Origin of the sequence: Methylobacterium sp. W2, from assembly GCF_020662345.1 — a bacterium.
Lineage (GTDB): Bacteria > Pseudomonadota > Alphaproteobacteria > Rhizobiales > Beijerinckiaceae > Methylobacterium.
Window position 1 is genome coordinate 51,705 of sequence record NZ_VMOA01000028.1, and the last position, 16,209, is coordinate 67,913.

Annotated in this window: 11 protein-coding genes; 4 read left to right on the plus strand and 7 right to left on the minus strand. The window is 68.0% G+C overall.

The features are described 5' to 3' along the window. Window positions 1–48 precede the first annotated feature (48 nt). Window positions 49–3,519, plus strand: a complete 3,471-nt coding sequence (gene addA, locus FPV16_RS16185; protein WP_227439414.1) for a double-strand break repair helicase AddA — start codon at window positions 49–51, stop codon at window positions 3,517–3,519. Here addA and FPV16_RS16190 read toward each other — a convergent pair. Next, complete coding sequence (locus FPV16_RS16190) at window positions 3,509–4,783, minus strand: PQQ-dependent sugar dehydrogenase (protein ID WP_227439415.1); 1,275 nt, start codon at window positions 4,781–4,783, stop codon at window positions 3,509–3,511. The genes addA and FPV16_RS16190 overlap by 11 nt on opposite strands. A gap of 388 nt (window positions 4,784–5,171) precedes the next feature. Here FPV16_RS16190 and trxA point away from each other — a divergent pair, with 388 nt between their 5' ends. Continuing rightward, window positions 5,172–5,492: a thioredoxin gene (trxA, locus tag FPV16_RS16195; RefSeq protein ID WP_227439416.1), complete on the plus strand. Its 321-nt coding sequence runs from the start codon at window positions 5,172–5,174 to the stop codon at window positions 5,490–5,492. Window positions 5,493–5,661: 169 nt separating this feature from the next. Here trxA and FPV16_RS16200 read toward each other — a convergent pair whose 3' ends face one another. The 4 genes from FPV16_RS16200 to trpA form a co-directional block, all read right to left on the minus strand. Then, complete coding sequence (locus tag FPV16_RS16200) at window positions 5,662–6,483, minus strand: outer membrane protein (RefSeq protein WP_227439417.1); 822 nt, start codon at window positions 6,481–6,483, stop codon at window positions 5,662–5,664. Between the two features lie 317 nt (window positions 6,484–6,800). Then, window positions 6,801–8,126: a bifunctional folylpolyglutamate synthase/dihydrofolate synthase gene (locus FPV16_RS16205; protein ID WP_227439418.1), complete on the minus strand. Its 1,326-nt coding sequence runs from the start codon at window positions 8,124–8,126 to the stop codon at window positions 6,801–6,803. 28 nt (window positions 8,127–8,154) lie between these two features. Continuing rightward, the gene (gene accD / locus FPV16_RS16210; protein WP_227439419.1) at window positions 8,155–9,057 is read right to left on the minus strand and encodes an acetyl-CoA carboxylase, carboxyltransferase subunit beta; all 903 of its coding nucleotides are present in this window, start codon (window positions 9,055–9,057) and stop codon (window positions 8,155–8,157) included. A gap of 82 nt (window positions 9,058–9,139) precedes the next feature. Then, window positions 9,140–10,006 (minus strand): tryptophan synthase subunit alpha, encoded by an 867-nt coding sequence (gene trpA, locus FPV16_RS16215; protein ID WP_227439420.1) that lies wholly within the window; start codon window positions 10,004–10,006, stop codon window positions 9,140–9,142. Between the two features lie 334 nt (window positions 10,007–10,340). On the opposite strand from trpA, the gene FPV16_RS16220 reads away from it, so the two are divergent. Both FPV16_RS16220 and gluQRS read left to right on the plus strand, forming a co-directional pair. Continuing rightward, window positions 10,341–12,404, plus strand: coding sequence for an ATP-binding protein (locus tag FPV16_RS16220; RefSeq protein WP_227439421.1), 2,064 nt, complete (start codon window positions 10,341–10,343; stop codon window positions 12,402–12,404). 346 nt (window positions 12,405–12,750) lie between these two features. Then, window positions 12,751–13,617: a tRNA glutamyl-Q(34) synthetase GluQRS gene (gene gluQRS / locus FPV16_RS16225; protein ID WP_227439422.1), complete on the plus strand. Its 867-nt coding sequence runs from the start codon at window positions 12,751–12,753 to the stop codon at window positions 13,615–13,617. Between the two features lie 12 nt (window positions 13,618–13,629). On the opposite strand, the gene FPV16_RS16230 is transcribed toward gluQRS, so the two are convergent. Together FPV16_RS16230 and FPV16_RS16235 are read right to left on the minus strand one after the other, a co-directional pair. Continuing rightward, on the minus strand, window positions 13,630–15,684 hold the full coding sequence (locus FPV16_RS16230; protein WP_413629311.1) for a M23 family metallopeptidase: 2,055 nt from the start codon (window positions 15,682–15,684) through the stop codon (window positions 13,630–13,632). 312 nt (window positions 15,685–15,996) lie between these two features. Then, window positions 15,997–16,209: hypothetical protein (locus FPV16_RS16235; RefSeq protein ID WP_227439423.1), on the minus strand; the 213-nt coding region annotated here is incomplete at its 5' end.

The following is a 16,209-nucleotide window of genomic DNA, read 5'->3' on the forward strand; positions in this document are numbered from 1 at the left end:
GATCATCCTTCTCTATGGAGAGAGGGAGCCAAGCCCGGAGCAGACAGGTTGCCCTTCGTCGTCGACGATCTCACCAAGGCGAGCCAGCGCCGTGCCGCCGATCCCCTGGCCTCGGCCTGGGTCTCCGCCAATGCGGGGGCGGGAAAGACGAAGGTGCTCACCGACCGGGTGGTGCGCCTGCTGCTGAACGGGGCGCCCCCCGCCCGCATCCTCTGCCTCACCTTCACCAAGGCGGCCGCCGCCAACATGTCGATCCGGGTGTTCCGGACCCTCGGCCGCTGGGTCACCCTGGACGATGCCGCACTCACCGCCGAACTCACAGAACTGACCGGCGCGGCTCCGGCACGACGGACCCTGAAGGCGGCACGCCGTCTGTTCGCCCGTGCCGTGGAGACGCCGGGCGGTCTCAAGATCGAGACCCTGCACGCCCTCTGCGAGCGGCTCCTGCACATGTTCCCGTTCGAGGCCAACGTGCCCGCCCGCTTCCAGGTGCTCGACGAGAACCAGGCCGCTGACCTGTTCGCGGCCGAGACCGACCGGGTCCTCGCCTTGGCGATGACCGGCCGCAACCCCGATCTGCGCTCCGCCTGGGACAGGGTCGGCCCGGAGGCCACGGGCGATACGCTCCGGGCGATCCTGCGCGCGGCCATGCGGGCGCAATCGACCTTCGACGGGACGGACGGTCTCTCGGGGCCGCTTGATGCCCTGTCGCGCTCCCTCGGTCTCTCCGCCGGCGAGACGGCCGATACGGTCCTCGATCGTATCCTCACCGGGGGGCTCGACGATTGGAGCAGCCTCGCCGAGCGTCTTCGCACGGGAAAATCCACCGATGAGGGGCTCGCCGACAGGCTGATCGCAGCGGAGGCCACCCGTGAGGCTGCCGCCCGGCTCGACCTCTACCGGTCGGTGTTCTTCACCGAGAAGGGCACGCCGAAGGCGGACAGGAGTCTCGGCACGAAAGACGTCCCGGCGGAGGTGAAGGAGGCGCTCCTGTCCGAGCGTGACCGGCTCGATCCCCTGTTCGACACCTTGCGCGCGGCCAAGGCCCTGGAACGGACGCAGGCCTTGTTCGTCCTCGTCGCCGAGATCCATCGGCGGGTCGAGCGTCAGAAGGCGCGGCTCGGGGCCCTCGATTTCGACGACCTGATCCACAAGGCCCTCGACCTGCTCTCGCGGGTGGACGCCGCCTGGGTTCTGTACAAGCTCGATCGCGGCATCGATCACGTCCTCGTGGACGAGGCGCAGGATACCAACCCGCGCCAATGGGACATCCTGCGCCGCATCACGGCCGATTTCGCCAGCGGCGAGGGCGCTCGCGAGGGGCTGCGCACGCGCTTCGCCGTGGGAGACCCGAAGCAGTCGATCTACAGTTTCCAGGGGGCCGAGCCGCGCGAGTTCGAGACCGTGCATCGCGAATGGCGCTCGGCCTCGAAGCAGGCGGGCCTCGCCTTCGAGGACGTGACGCTGAACGTGTCGTTCCGCTCGACCAAGGGCATCCTGCGCGCGGTGGACGCCACCTTCGCCGTGCCCGAGCATTACCAGGGCCTGTCCTTCGACGACACGGCCGTGGGGACCACGCACGAGACGGCCCGGCGGGACGCACCGGGCGTGGTCGAGATCTGGCCCGTCGAGGTTCCGGCACAGGAGGAGGAGCCCGACGCCTGGGCCGCCCCGGTGGACGCACCGGAGGCCAACGCGCCCTCCATCGTCACGGCCCGGCGTGTGGCGCGGGCGGTGAAGGCCTGGACCACTACCGGCGACGAAGGCGGGCGCGTGTGGCGTCCCGGCGACGTGCTCATCCTGGTGCGCAAGCGCTCCGCCGCGTTCGAGGAGGTGATCCGCGCCCTGAAGGTCTGCGGCGTCCCCGTGGCGGGCCAGGACCGCCTGGACATCACCGCCCATATCGCGGTGAACGACCTCGTCTCCATCGGCCGCGCCGGCCTGCTCCCCGCCGACGATCTCACCCTGGCCGGCGCCCTGAAGACCCCCCTCGTCGGGCTCGACGATGACGACCTCGTCCGCATCGCCGCCCGGCGCGACGAGAGCGAGACCCTGGAGGATGCCCTGGCCCGCCATGCGGCAGCGGGCGACCCGGCGGCCTTACGCGGGCATGAGGCCCTCACCCTGTGGTCCGACCTGGCGGCCCGGCATGGGCCGTTCGGGTTCTATGCGAGCCTGCTCGGGCCGCATGAGGGGCGGATGCGGCTGGTCGCCCGCCTCGGTGGCGAGGCGGGGGACGCCATCGACGTGTTCCTCATGAAGGCGGCCGAGGCGGAGCAGGCCTCCGAGGCTCCCTCGCTGGACTGCTTCCTCACCCGCTACGACAGCGCTCCGGGACGGGGCGTCAATGGTCTGACCGTCAAGCGCGACCTCGAATCCGGCCGCGACGAGGTCCGGGTGATGACGATTCACGGCGCCAAGGGCCTGGAAGCCCCCGTCGTCGTGATGATCGACGGCTGCGAGCCCCTCGGGCGCAACGATCCGCATCTGCTCGCCATGCCGGGGGGCCGTGACGGGGCGATGCCGCCGGTCTGGGCCGGGTCGAAGACCCAGGATACGCAGGCCGTGGCCGCCGCCCGCGAGGCGCATCAGGCCCGAGCCCGCGAGGAGCACAACCGTCTCCTTTACGTGGCGCTCACCCGTGCTGCCGATCGCCTCACCGTCGCGCCCTATCGCGGCCACGAGGAGCAGGGCGAGACCGCCTGGTGCGAGATGGTCCGTAAGGGGCTGGAACAGGCATTCGGGCCGGGCGAATCCCTCGAGGCCGCCTATGGTCCCGTGCTGCTGTGGCGGGACGGGCCGGTACGATCCGTTGCCGCCGCGTCCTCTCCCGCCGCCGACGCCGCATCGGCGATCCCCGGATGGTTGAGGCAATCGGCGGGGTCGGAGGTCGAGGCGGCGCCGCCGGTCAGCCCCTCCGGCGCGCTCGGCGCCGCGGATGGACAGCGTGCGGTGCCGAGGCGGCAGGCCAACCCGCAGGCCCGCCGTCGCGGCATCCTGATCCACTCGCTGATCGAACATCTCCCGCGCCTCGATCGACATCAGCGGCCGAGCGCGGCCTCCGCCTTCGTCAAGGCGCGGGCACCGTCGCTTCCGGCGGCCGAGCAGGATCGGCTGGTCGAGGACGTTCTGAAACTCGTGAACGATCCCGCCCTCGCCGTGCTCTTCGACAAAGATGCGAGGGCCGAGGTCACGATCTCGGGGCATGTCAGCGTCGGCGGGGCGTCACGACCGGTCTTCGGACGGGTCGATCGCCTGAGCATCCGTCCCGACGGGATCGTCGTGGCGGATTTCAAGACGAGCCGGCCACCGTCGGATCGCGCTCCCATTCCCGAAGACGAGGCGGCGCAAATCGCCCTCTACGTGGCGCTTCTGCGGGACATCTATCCGGGGCGTCCTGTCGAAGCGATGCTAGTCTGGACGTCCGGGCCGGTCATCCGCCACCTCGGCGAGGCCGACATCGCGTCGGCGCTCGCCTCGCTCTCCACCCGCCCGGTTCACACCGCCGTTACGGTGTGAGCTTGAGGATCTGTCCGTCCGGGCCGTCCGTCACCGCATAGACCGCCCCATCGGTGCCGACCCTCACGTCGCGGATCCGGTGATCGAGGGGGATGCGTTCCTCGGTGACCACTTTGTCGCCGTCGAGCTTCAACGCAACGATGCCGCCGCTCATGAGGCCGCCGACGAGGAAAGCGTCCTTCCAGGCGGGGAACAGGGTTCCGGTGTAGAGCGCCATGCCGGACGGCGCGATGACCGGGTCCCAGTAATAGACCGGCTGGACCGTACCGCCCGCCTGGGTCTTTCCCTCGCCGATCTTCTCGCCGCTATATTCGATGCCGTAGGTCACTTCCGGCCAGCCGTAGTTCAAGCCCGGCCGGGGGCGATTGAGTTCGTCGCCGCCGCGCGGCCCGTGCTCGACGGTCCAGAGGCGGCCCTGGCCATCGAGGGCGGCGGACTGGATGTTGCGGTGGCCGTAGGACCAGATTTCGGGCTTGGCCTTCTCGCCGCCCGTGAACGGGTTGTCCTTCGGCGCATTGCCGTCCGTGTCGATGCGGAAGACTTTGCCGAGTCCGCTGGTGAGGTCCTGGGACTGGACCCGCGGTCCCTTGTCCGAGCGCTCGCCGACGGTGACGAACAGCTTGCCGTCCGGCGCGAAGACGAGGCGGGAGCCGAAATGCTTGTCGCCCTCGTAGGACGGCGTCTGACGGAAGATGACCTTCACCTCGTCGAGACGACCGCCATCCTTCTCCTCGATCAGCTTGGCGCGGGCGACCGTCGTGCCGTTACCCTTGTCGCGCGGCTCGGAGTAGCTGAGATAGATGAGACGATCGGAGACGAAGCTCGGGCTCAGGGCCACGTCGAGCAAACCTCCCTGGCCTCGCGCATCCACCTTGGGCACGCCGGCGATGGGCTGGCCGACCGTGCCGTCCTTGGCGACGATACGCAGCTTTCCGCCCTTCTCCGTCACCAGCATGCGGCTATCCGGCAGAAACTCCATGGCCCAGGGGCTGTCGAGGCCCTTGGCGACGACGGTGCTCTGAACCTTGGTGGCCTCGAGGGGCTTCGGCGCGCGGGTCTGGTTGGGCAGCAGGGGTTTGTAGGTGGTGTTGGCGGGTGCCGTCTCGGCCGGCTCTCCGCCCGTGGCCTCGTTCTGGGGCGCTGCGAAGGACTCGCCTCCGATCCTCGGTTGAGGCGTTCCGGATTTGCCATCCTGAGCGAACGCACCGGTGCCGAGGCTCAGGGCGGCGAAGGAGGCAAGCAAGGTCGGAGAGATGCGCGTCACGTGGTGATATCCTCCATGGCCGGCGTCGAGAGGACCGGCTCTCGGCCTGTTTCGGGGCTCGATCGCCGGATGGCGGCCTGGCCCGTTTGGCACCGGCTCTTCATGGGCATGCGTGCTCGGACGCTCGCCTCATGGGTTACCGGTCACGGTGGGAGATGGGGCGAAGCGACGGCTTTGGCGAGGGGCAACGGGAATCATGCACAGGACAGGCCTCCGGGTCGGCTCGCGCAAGAGCGGAGCACGAGCGGTGGAGGATGCATGAGAGAATCGAACGGCTGTCCCGCCCTTGGCATCTTACGCCTTGACCGTCCCGGCTCACGTTGCCAACTCTCCTTTCAAGCCGGCGCAGACATCGTCGCGTCGACTGTGAAATGGGAAAGGGATCGTGATGGCGACGGTAAAAGTGACCGACGCGAGCTTCGAGCAGGATGTTCTCCAGTCCGCCGAGCCCGTGGTCGTGGATTTCTGGGCTGAATGGTGCGGCCCCTGCCGTCAGATCGGCCCGGCTCTCGAAGAGATCGCGGCTGACATGCAGGGTCGCGTGAAGATCGCCAAGGTCAACGTCGATGAGAATCCCGGGATCGCCGCCAAGTACGGCATCCGCTCGATTCCGACCCTGTTGATCTTCAAGGGCGGTGAACTCGCCAGCCAGAAGGTCGGCGCGGCACCGAAGGGCGATCTCTCCCGCTGGATCCAGGCCAGCGCCTGAACGCACCCGGTCGTCCATCTTGAAAAAGCCCGGCCTCGGAAGGCCGGGTTTTTTTATGTCCGGTGGCGCGCACCGGTTTGTACCGCCCCTGGTTCGGAAACGAAAAAACCCGGCCGTGAGGCCGGGCTTCTCCGTTTCGAGACCTGTGTCGACGTTGCGACGTATCGGCTTAGTACGAGCCGAACTTGTAGTTCAGACCAGCGCGGACGACGGCGAACTCGCTCTCGCGAGCGGTGACCGAACGGCTGAGGGAGAGAACGCCGGTGGCCGGGTTCAGCACCGAGCGCTCGGTGGTGTTACCCTTGTTCTCGAGGTTCACGTAGAGACCTTCGACCTTCAGCGTCACGGCGGACGAGCGGAAGAAGTTCAGGAACGAGTCGACGGGCATGGCGTACTCGATGCCGCCACCAGCCGTGTAGCCGGTGCGGAAATCGTCGCGGCCGGTGCCGCCGTCGCCGTAGGCGAAGCCGCCGGTGCCGTAGAACAGAACGCGGTCGAAGGCGTAACCGACGCGGCCACGAACCGTACCGAAGAAGTTCATCTCGTTGCCGGGAACGCGAACCCGGACGCTAGCGGTGTCGACGCCGTCGGTGATGCTACCATTCACGAGACGGCTCTTGTTACCGAAATCCGTGTACTGAGCGTCGGCCTCGAGACCAACGACCAGACCCGAACCCGGGGTGAACTGGTAGTTGTAGCCGACCTGGCCACCGCCGACGAAGCCTTCGAGGTTGTTGTTGTTGTTGGTGGTGAGAACCAGCGTGTCACGGGTGAACGAGTTCAGCACCGAACCGCCCGGAAGAACGTAGCGGTCGCTGTTGCTGCCGGCGTCGAAGCCGTAACCGGCGTTGATACCGAAGTAGGCGCCCGTCCAGGTGAACACCGGCACCGGCACGAAGACCGGCGGTGCTGCGCGACGCGGAAGGTCAGCGGCGGTGGCCGCTGCCGTGAGGGCCGTGAAGGCCGCGAAAGAGGTGAGAAGCTTTTTCATCGTTGATCCCCAGCGATTTGCCCGATCCACGATCAAACTAGTCGATTTTGTGCAGACGAGATGTAGCGCAGGAGCCACACCCGATATCCGATGCCACAAGTGTGGCCGGTTCGGTGAAAAGCGGGGATTGTCGCGCTGTGTCAGCCCCGGATCATAGGCAAGGAAACTGTCTCCGTCACGCCGGTCCCATGCCGGAGACTCTCCTCCGGCTTGGTTGTCCAAGACAAACGATGCGTTAACCCCGTTCGGCGCGGGCGAGGATTCGTCCAGTAGGCTCGCTCGCCTTCCCCGATTGGACCGCCTCGCACCCGAAGCGATCAGGTCGGAGGGGTTCCATTGGCGGTCAGGACGTTGCCCGCGAGATAGAGCGAGCCACAGATCAGGATCCGCGGCGGCCGCTCGAAGGCGAGGTCGGAGAGGCTTTCCAAGGCGGCCTCGACGCTGGAGGCCACATAGGCGGTGAGCCCGACATCGACGGCGATCTGCGCAACCTCCTCGGCCGGCCGCGCCGCCATCTGACCGCCGATCGGGACCGCGATCAGGTTGCGCGCCAGCCCGACGAAGTTGCGCAGGAAACCTTCCGCATCCTTCGTGCCGAGAAGGCCCACCACCAGGATCAGCGGAACGTCGCTACGCTCGCCGAGATCCGCCATCGCGGTCGCGAGAATGCGGCCGCCATCGATGTTGTGGCCGCCATCGAGCCAGAGCTCCGCGCCATCCGGTGCCATGTCGGACAGGCGGCCGCGGGTGAGCCGCTGCAGGCGGCCCGGCCATTCGACCTTGTTGAGGCCGGCCTCGATGGCCTCCACTCCGATATCGCCGAATCCGGCCGCGCGCAGGGCCGCGATGGCGGTGGCGGCGTTGGTGAACTGGTGCCGTCCGTTGAGTCGGGGCTGGGGCAGGTCGAACAGGTCGAGTTCGTCCTGGTAGACGATCCGTCCGCGCTCGGCATGGACCGAGAAATCCTGGTTCCCCACCCGGATCGGTGTCGCTCCGATCTCCTCGGCGATGCGGCAGAGCACCGAATCCGCCTCCTTGTAATCCTGGGCAGCGATGATCGCCGGGCAGCCGCGCTTGAAGATGCCCGCCTTCTCGGTCGCCACCGCTTCGACGGTATCGCCGAGATATTCCGCATGGTCGCGCCCGATCGGCGTGACGACGGCGGCCGCGGGATTGTCGATCACGTTGGTGGCGTCGACCCGGCCGCCGAGCCCCACTTCGAGCAGGAGCACGTCGGCGGGGGTTTCCGAGAACAGCAGGAAGGCCGCGGCGGTGGTGATCTCGAACACCGTGATCGGCTCGCCGGCATTGGATGCCTCGCAGCGGGCGAGGGCGTCGGCGAGCTGGTCCTCGGGCACATAGCTGCCGCCGCCCACCGCACCGATGCGGATGCGCTCGTGGAAGCGCACGAGATGGGGCGAGGTGTAGACATGCGCGGAGAGGCCGCCGGCTTCGAGAATCGCCCGCATGAAGGCGATGGTCGACCCCTTGCCGTTGGTGCCGGCCACATGAATGACCGGCGGCAGCTTGCGCTCCGGGTGACCGAGACGTTCGAGCAGGCGCTCGATCCGGCCCAGCGACAGGTCGATCGTGCGGGGATGAAGGGCCAGGAAGCGGGCCATCAGCGCGTCGGAGGAATCCATGGATCGGCTCGCCGTATCGCGTGGGGGCTCAGGCCGGCTCGGCAACGGCGCCGGCGCGGGCCGGTGCCGCCGCGGGCTGGTTCATCAGCAGGCCGCAGAGTCGTGAGATCGTGTCCTTCAGGGCATGCCGGTGCACGACCTGATCGACCATTCCGTGTTCTTGCAGATACTCCGCGCGCTGGAAACCGTCAGGCAGTTTCTCGCGGATCGTCTGTTCGATGACGCGCGGCCCGGCAAAGCAGATCAGGGCACCGGGCTCGGCGAGATGGACATCGCCGAGCATGGCGTAGGAGGCGGTGACGCCGCCCGTGGTCGGGTTGGTCAACACCACGATGTAGGGAAGCTTCGCCGCCTTCAGCCGGCGCACGGCCACCGTCGTGCGCGGCATCTGCATCAGCGACAGGATCCCCTCCTGCATGCGCGCGCCGCCCGAGGCCGAGAACAGGATGTAGGGCGTGCGCTTGTCCAGCGCCGTCTCGGCACCGCGCACGAAGGCCTCGCCCGCCGCCATGCCGAGCGAGCCGGCCATGAAGGCGAAATCCTGCACCGCCAGCGTCATCGGCAGTCCGGAGACCCGGCCGAAGCCGATCTTGAAGGCGTCGGGCATCCCGGTCTTGGCACGGGCGTCCTTCAGGCGGTCGGCGTAGCGCTTCTCGTCGCGGAACTTGAGCGGGTCGGTCGCCACCTCCGGCAGGGGCACGTCGATCCAGGTGCCCTCGTCGAACATCATCTTCAGGCGCGCCTGCGCGCTCATCTTCAGATGGTGCTCGGATCCCGGGATGACCCAGTGGTTCCCCTCTACCTCCTTGTGGAACACCATCTGCCCGCTATCGGGGCATTTGACCCACAGGTTCTCGGGGGTCTCGCGCTTGAACAGGGTCTTGATCCTGGGGCGCACGACCTCCGAGATCCAGTTCATGGGTTCAACCATCGTCGACTGACCGTTCTTGAGGGAAGGGGTCTCGGATGAGCCGGGGATCGGCTCGCGGACGGATCGTTCCGGCGTGGCTCTGTCAGGCGATCCGGCCGCGCACGCCCTCGGCCAGTTCGCGCACCAGGGCGCTCACCGTCTCGGCGGCGTCCCGGCCGTCCACCACCGCCCGGTGGATCACATCCACGAGCGCGGAGCCGACGACCACGCCGTCTGCGCCCTTGGCGATCGCTGCGGCCTGGGCGCCCGTCCGGACGCCGAAACCGACCACCACGGGCAGGTCCGTATGGCACCGGATACGGCCCACTGCCTCGGCCACCCGGCCGAAATCGGGGGTCGCCGTGCCGGTGATGCCGTTGATCGAGACATAATAGACGAAGCCGGCCGTATTCGCGAGGACGGCGGGAAGGCGGCGCTCGTCGGTGGTGGGCGTCGCCAGCCGGATGAAGGCCAGGCCCTTGGCGAGGGCCGGCAGGCAGAGTTCGTCGTCCTCTTCCGGCGGCAGGTCGACGACGATCAGCCCGTCGATCCCCGCCACGACGGCGTCGTCGAGGAACCGGTCGACGCCGTAGGCATGGATCGGGTTGTAGTATCCCATCAGGATGACCGGGGTTCCGGAATTCTCCTCCCGGAAGCGCCGGACGAGGTCGAGGGTCTTGACCAGATCCTGGCCGCCCGCGAGGGCGCGCAAAGCCGCCGCCTGGATCGCCGGCCCGTCCGCCATCGGGTCGGTGAAGGGAAGGCCGAACTCGACGATGTCGGCGCCGGCCTGCGGCAGCGCCCGGAGCACCTTCAGCGAGGTTTCGGCATCGGGGTCGCCGGCCATGACGTAGGTCACGAGGGCGGCGCGCTTCTCCGCGCGGCAGCGGGCGAAGGTCGCCTCGATGCGTGTCGCCGTGGAACCGGCGGTGCCCGGCTGCGAAGAGGTCTCTGACGAAGAAAGGGTCATGGTGCCTGCGTCTCGCGGCCTGGCCTCGGGGGAGGGGCGGCCCAGGTACAAGCCGTCGCGCCTACACCATCCCGGCCTGCCCGTGAAGCGCGGCGCGCCAAGCTGTCCGGCATCGGCTATGACCATGATGTCGCCGATGCGGGGCGAGGGATGTCCTCCGTCGCGGCAAGGAAGCCTTAAGCGCATTTCGAAAGCCGTCCTTCAATCTCACATGCGAGTGACAGGACATGCGAGTGACGAGAATGGAGTGGGAGCAGGAACCCCGGCGGCCTCATCCCGCGGCCCGGCGGTTCGCCATGCGGCGATCCGCTCGTGCCGCTCCACGGAGAGGCTGATGATCACGCTGGAGGTCGCTCTCGCCCTCACCCTGTTCGCGATCCTGGCTACGGCGAGCCTGCTCGCCCGAGGCCTGCGCCGGCCGAGCGGCGAGGCGTCCGAGGTCGAACGTCTCCAGGACAGCATCTGGCGGATGTCCGAGAGCGAGGAGCGCTACCGCGCGCTCGTGGAGGCGACCACCGACGTCATCGTTCAGCGCGACGCGCAAGGGCGCATCACCTTCGCCAACGACGGCTTCGGGCGTCTGTTCGGGGTCGAGGCGTTGACGCTGCTCGGCTCGACGGTGGATCTCGAAATCCTGGACCAGGGACTCCGGCAGCAGCAATCCGACGGCGTCAGCCGCTTGGAGATGCAGGTGCGCCCCGTCGACGGCATTCCGCGCTGGTTCTCCTTCATCGAGACGCGGGTCACCGGTCCCGGAGGACGCACGCAATGGCTGCGGGCGGGCTCGGACATCACCGAGCGGATCGAATCCGCCCGCTCCCTCGACGAGGCGCTTCACCGCGCCGAGGCGGCCAACGTCGCCAAGTCCCGCTTCCTCGCCACCGTCAGCCACGAGTTCCGCACGCCGTTGAACGGCATTCTCGGCATGGCCGACCTCGTCCTCGAGACCGGACTCGATGCCGAGCAGCGGACCTATGTGGAGGCGGTGCATACGTCGGGCCGGGCCCTGCTGACACTCATCGACGGCATCCTCGATTTTTCGCGGATCGAGGCGGGACGTCTCGACCTGTCGGCCGAACCCTTCGATCTCCACGCGGTGGTGGAAGGTGTCGTCGAACTCCTGGCGCCCCGCGCCCAGGACAAGGGCATCGAGATCGCCATCGACGTCGCCGACGACGTGCCCTCCGAATTCATCGGCGACGCGGACCGTATCCGGCAGATCGTGGTCAATCTCGCGGGCAACGCGATCAAGTTCACCAACCAGGGCGGGGTCGGCGTCTCGATACGGTGGGTCGCCGAGGAGATCGTCCTGGCGGTCTCGGATACGGGAGCCGGTATCCCGGCGGCGCGCATTCCGATCCTGTTCGAGGAGTTCGAGCAGGGCGACAACAGCGCCAGCACGCGCCATGAGGGAACCGGTCTCGGCCTCGCCATCAGCCGGCGCCTCGCCTCGCGGATGGGGGGACGCATCGATGCGCACTCCGTCGTCGGCCGCGGCAGCACCTTCACGGTCCACTTGCCCCTGCCGGTCGGCGCAGCGCCGGAGATCACGGTCCCGCCCGTATCCTTGCAGGGCCGCAAGATCCTGATCGTCGCCGATTCCCCTTATCAGGCCCCGTTCCTCGCCCGGCGTCTGTCCCGGTCGGGCGCGTCGGCCGTGGTGGTGCCGACTGTCGAGGCCGGGCTCGATACGCTGTCGGGCGTGCCCTTCGATGCGGTGATCGCCGATCGCGCCCTCGGCGACGCGAGCGTGCGCAGGCTCGCGGCGGAAGCCAGGCGACGCGGTGTGCGTTGCAGCCTCATCCTGCTGTCCCCCTTCGATCGGCGCGAGTTCGGTGCGCCGGGGGCGGCGGGCTTCGACAGCTACCTGATCAAGCCGGTCCGGGCACGCTCGCTGTTCGACAGGCTGCTGGCGCCGACCTCCTCGGTGGACACGCCCGGCCCCGCGGCAAGGCCAGCGCCCGGAGGCGGCGGGATCACACCGGACAAGGAAGGCGTCCGCGCGGCGTCGGGTGTCCATGTCCTTCTGGCGGAGGACAACCCGATCAACGCCCTTCTGGCCACGAGGGCCCTGGAGCGGCTCGGCGCGACGGTGGTTCTGGCGCGGGACGGATCCGAAGCGCTGGCGCGGCTCGACCATCCCGCAGCCCGGTTCGACCTCGCCCTCATCGACATCCGCATGCCGGGAATCGACGGCCTGGAAACGGCACGGCGCCTGCGTGCCAGCGAGGCCGAGCAGAATCGTGCGCCGCTCCGATTGGTGGCGCTCACCGCCAATACCGGTCGCGAGGACGAATTGGCCGCACGGGAGGCCGGGTTCGACGAATTCCTGGCCAAGCCCCTCGATCTCAAGGCCTTGCCCGCCCTCCTCGAACGCCGTTCCGTCGCCGCCGCCTGAGTGGCCATGCGCGTTGACAGGGCGCGGCGAGCGAGCGAACACGGGCCATGCATGCACCAACCCCGCCACCATCGGATGCCCCGGCACCCGTGCCGACATCGCAGAACCGGGATGGTCTCGTGGCCTTGGCCGTCGCGGCCGTCGCGGTGGTCACCGTCCTGATCGGCACCTTCGCGCCCGCTTCGCACGGGCGTTCAGGACACGGTTCTCCGGCAGCCGATGCGTCCTGTGCTGAATGGAGCGACGGCTGCACGGTCTGCCGACGCTACGGGGATGGGATAGCCTGCTCCATGCCGGGCATCGCCTGCGTTCCCAAAGCAGAGCTTTGCCAGCGCCATTCCGGGGAATGACCGGAGCGTCCGTTCCAATCCGCCTTCGCTTCGCGCCGAGCCCCAACGGGCGCCTCCATCTCGGACACGCCTATTCCGCCCTGGTGAACGCGATGTTCGCCGCGCGGCTCGGCGGTGACCTCACCCTGCGGATCGAGGATATCGATCCGGTGCGCTCACGCCCGGACCTGATCGCCGCCATCGAGGATGATCTCGCCTGGCTCGGGATCGGGTTCAGCGGTTCCGTCCGGCGCCAGTCCGAGCATTTTTCGACCTATCGCGATGCCATCGACGCACTTCGGTCGCGCGGTCTCGTCTATCCGTGCTTCTGCTCCCGTGCCGCCGTGATCGCGGCCGCCGGGCCGGAGCCGCCTCGCGATCCGGACGGGGCACCTCTGTATCCCGGCACGTGCCGCGTTCTTCCCCACGAAGAACGGGCGTCACGCCTCGCCGCCGGCCTGCCGCATGGCTGGCGGCTCGATACGGCGCATGCCCTCGCGCTGGCCCCGGGCCCGCATCGCTTTCGCTGCCTCGATGCCGATGGCACGGAGACGAGCCACGTGGCCGATCCCGCCCGCTGGGGCGATGCGCTGATCGCGCGCCGCGACGTGCCGACGAGCTACCACCTGTCCGTGGTGATCGACGATGCCGCCCAGGGGATTAGCCACGTGGTTCGCGGTGCCGACCTCACGGCCTCCACCGACCTGCATGTCCTGCTCCAGGCCCTGCTCGGTTTTGAGGGCCCGGCCTATCATCACCACGCCCTGATCCTCGGCCCCGACGGGACAAAGCTCGCCAAATCGCGCGGCTCGGAATCCCTCGGCGATCTGAGGGCGCAGGGCGTCACCCCGGCGGAGATCCGCCGCCGGCTCGGAGTCGGGTGAGGGGAGGGGGGCTCAGCGCGGGGCGTCGCCCTGGGCCATGGCGACGCCGGTCCGGGATTTCTGCAGCGTGGTCTCGATCTGCTCGCGCTGGCGCGTGAACTCGGTGAGCATCCGCCCGTCGAGTTCGCGTCCGCGCGGCACGCGGATCTTCATCGGGTCGACGAAGTGGCCGTTGATGATGACCTCGTAATGCAAGTGCGCGCCGGTGGAGAGGCCGGTGGACCCGACATAGCCGATCACCTGGCCCTGGCGCACCTTGGCCCCCGCCGTCACCCCTCGGGCGAAGCGCGACATGTGGTTGTAGGTGGTGACGTAGCCGTTGATGTGCTGGAGCTCGACCCGGCGGCCATAGCCGGAATCCCATTCCGCCTTGATGACGCTGCCATTGCCGGCGGCGACGATGGGCGTGCCGATCGGGTTGGCCCAATCCACGCCGGTATGGAGCTTGGCATAGCCGAGGATCGGATGACGCCGGTAGCCGAAGCCCGAACGCATGATGCCGTCGGCGATGGGCTTGCGGATGAGGAACTTCTTGAGCGAGCGACCCTGCTCGTCGAGATAGTCGATGGAGCCGTCGTCCGGCGACTGGAAACGGTAGACCTTACGGACCTCGCCGCCGAGGTTGAGCGACGCGTAAAGCAGTTCCGGCCGGTCGAGGGCGGCCTGGCCGCCTTCCTCGTCATACGTATAGAAGACATCGAGACTGTCGCCGTTCGAGATCCGGCGCTGGAAATCGATATCGTAGCTGAAGATCCGCACCAGATCTTCCACGGTCGCACGCGGCAGATCGTGCCGTGCCGCCGTCTCATACAGGCTCTGATAGAGACGAGGGCCTGAACCGCCATCCTCGTCCTCGTCGTCATCGCCGGATTCCGACGTGGCAGGCCCCTTGCGCGCCGCCTTGTCTTCCACCGCCTGCGCGACCGAGACGAAAGCGCCGCGATCGTTGATGGCCGCGATCCCCTCGACGCCGTTTTCGCCATACAGGATGACCCGTGTCACCTGACGGGGATCACCCGGCTTCGGGCCCGGTGCGATCTGGACGCGAAACTGCTGACCTTCGGCGAGGTCGCCCACGCGCCCACGCCCGCTGAGAGCCGCGACGATGCCCTTGATCTGCTCGTCGCTGGCCTGGCCCGTCGCCTTCAGCAGCGCGTCGAGGGTCTCGCCGCGCTTGATCGCCATGTCGCGGTCTTCCACGAGCGGCGTCTCGCCCTGCCGGAGGCCGGTCTTTGCGAGATTGGTGACGTTCTCCGGCACCACGAGGACGTCGATGGACTTGAACGGGCTCGCATCGCCCGACGGGGGGGCGAGCCCGCCGAAATCCGGAGCCGCGATGCCCTGTTGGAGCGCCCGCGACAGCATCATTTGCGGCGCGATGGGAAGCGCCGTGCGGCGCCCGGCCTCGGCCGCCAGACGCTTCTCCTCTTCCACCTGCGCGGTGACGGCGTCATCGCCGAGGGCCGGCGTGTTCGCCTCGATCGGCATCGTGGTGAGATCACGCTTGATGACGCTGACCTCCGCGCCGGGAGCGTCGGCCGCGCTCGGCTCGGTCGCCCGTTCGAGCGGTTCGCTGGAGACGAACTTCATCGGGTCGAAACGCGGCACCTCGGCGGAGAAGACGCCCGTCGACATGGACAGCGCCGTCAAGACCCGCACGAAGGGCCGGACCTTGATGATCTCGCGGTCTCCGAGGCGCACGGTCACCGGCGAGCGGAACGTCTGTTTGGCGGACGCGATCATCAGGTTGCGGACGAGGCGGTCGCCCTTGCGCGCGATGTTCGCGACATCGTCGCTGGGCGCGGAGCGGACCATGATCTCTGCATGTTCCGGCACCGCCGCGAAGGACACGTCGCCCTGCAACGAGACGTAGATCGCGGCTCCGATGAGTCCGGCCCCGGTCAGCCCGGTCAAGGCGCTCGCACAGAGCCAGCGTAGATTGACCTCACGTCGATCGATCTGGGCGGAATCGGTGAGGAACAGATCGAGAGGCGCGTCGCTGGCCCGGCCCGGGTGAGTGTCGGTGCTGTTCGTCGGAGCTCCGATCTTGAGCCGGCCGCGCGCCACGGTGTTCCCTCGCAAGCGTATCTCTTCTCTTCAGAGGCCGGATCCCGATCGGTGAGGGACGGCGCAGCATGAGCGACGACCGAGGGTATCGGTCGGTGGTCGACATGTCGAAGTCGAGCATGTCGACATTGAGGCGCCTCGGGGGAGGGCACCTCTCCGTGCACGCGAGAGAGCGCGGGCGAAACGAAGGTCGCACGGTGGAGCCAGGCGCCCCGTCCTGCGTCGGAGGAGCCCTTTAACGCAGTCTCTCACCAAGCAAGCCGCCGAGGCGGGAACCACGATGCGCGAAAATCTTCCTTTGCCGGCAAGGAGTTATGTCTCACCGTCATGCATGTGTCGTGAAAATCCACCAGACCTGTGTTTTTGGCATTGACGAGTTCGGGGGCTGGGTCTAGAAGCCTGTTCATCGGCGGCGGCCAGCGGGGACTTCGGTTCGGCGGGCGGTTGTTGTGTCTTCGGGATGATGATCGGATGGATGATCCGGCTGGTTAGCTGGGTGATCGTCTGTTTTTGTTGTCCTGTGTG

Excerpts from the sequence above, each read along its gene's own strand:
- trxA (WP_227439416.1), top strand. The coding sequence starts at position 5,172 with ATGGCGACGGTAAAAGTGACCGACGCGAGCTTCGAGCAGGATGTTCTC.
- FPV16_RS16200 (WP_227439417.1), bottom strand. The coding sequence starts at position 6,483 with ATGAAAAAGCTTCTCACCTCTTTCGCGGCCTTCACGGCCCTCACGGCA.
- FPV16_RS16205 (WP_227439418.1), bottom strand. The coding sequence starts at position 8,126 with ATGGATTCCTCCGACGCGCTGATGGCCCGCTTCCTGGCCCTTCATCCC.
- accD (WP_227439419.1), bottom strand. The coding sequence starts at position 9,057 with ATGGTTGAACCCATGAACTGGATCTCGGAGGTCGTGCGCCCCAGGATC.
- trpA (WP_227439420.1), bottom strand. The coding sequence starts at position 10,006 with ATGACCCTTTCTTCGTCAGAGACCTCTTCGCAGCCGGGCACCGCCGGT.
- FPV16_RS16220 (WP_227439421.1), top strand. The coding sequence starts at position 10,341 with ATGATCACGCTGGAGGTCGCTCTCGCCCTCACCCTGTTCGCGATCCTG.
- gluQRS (WP_227439422.1), top strand. The coding sequence starts at position 12,751 with ATGACCGGAGCGTCCGTTCCAATCCGCCTTCGCTTCGCGCCGAGCCCC.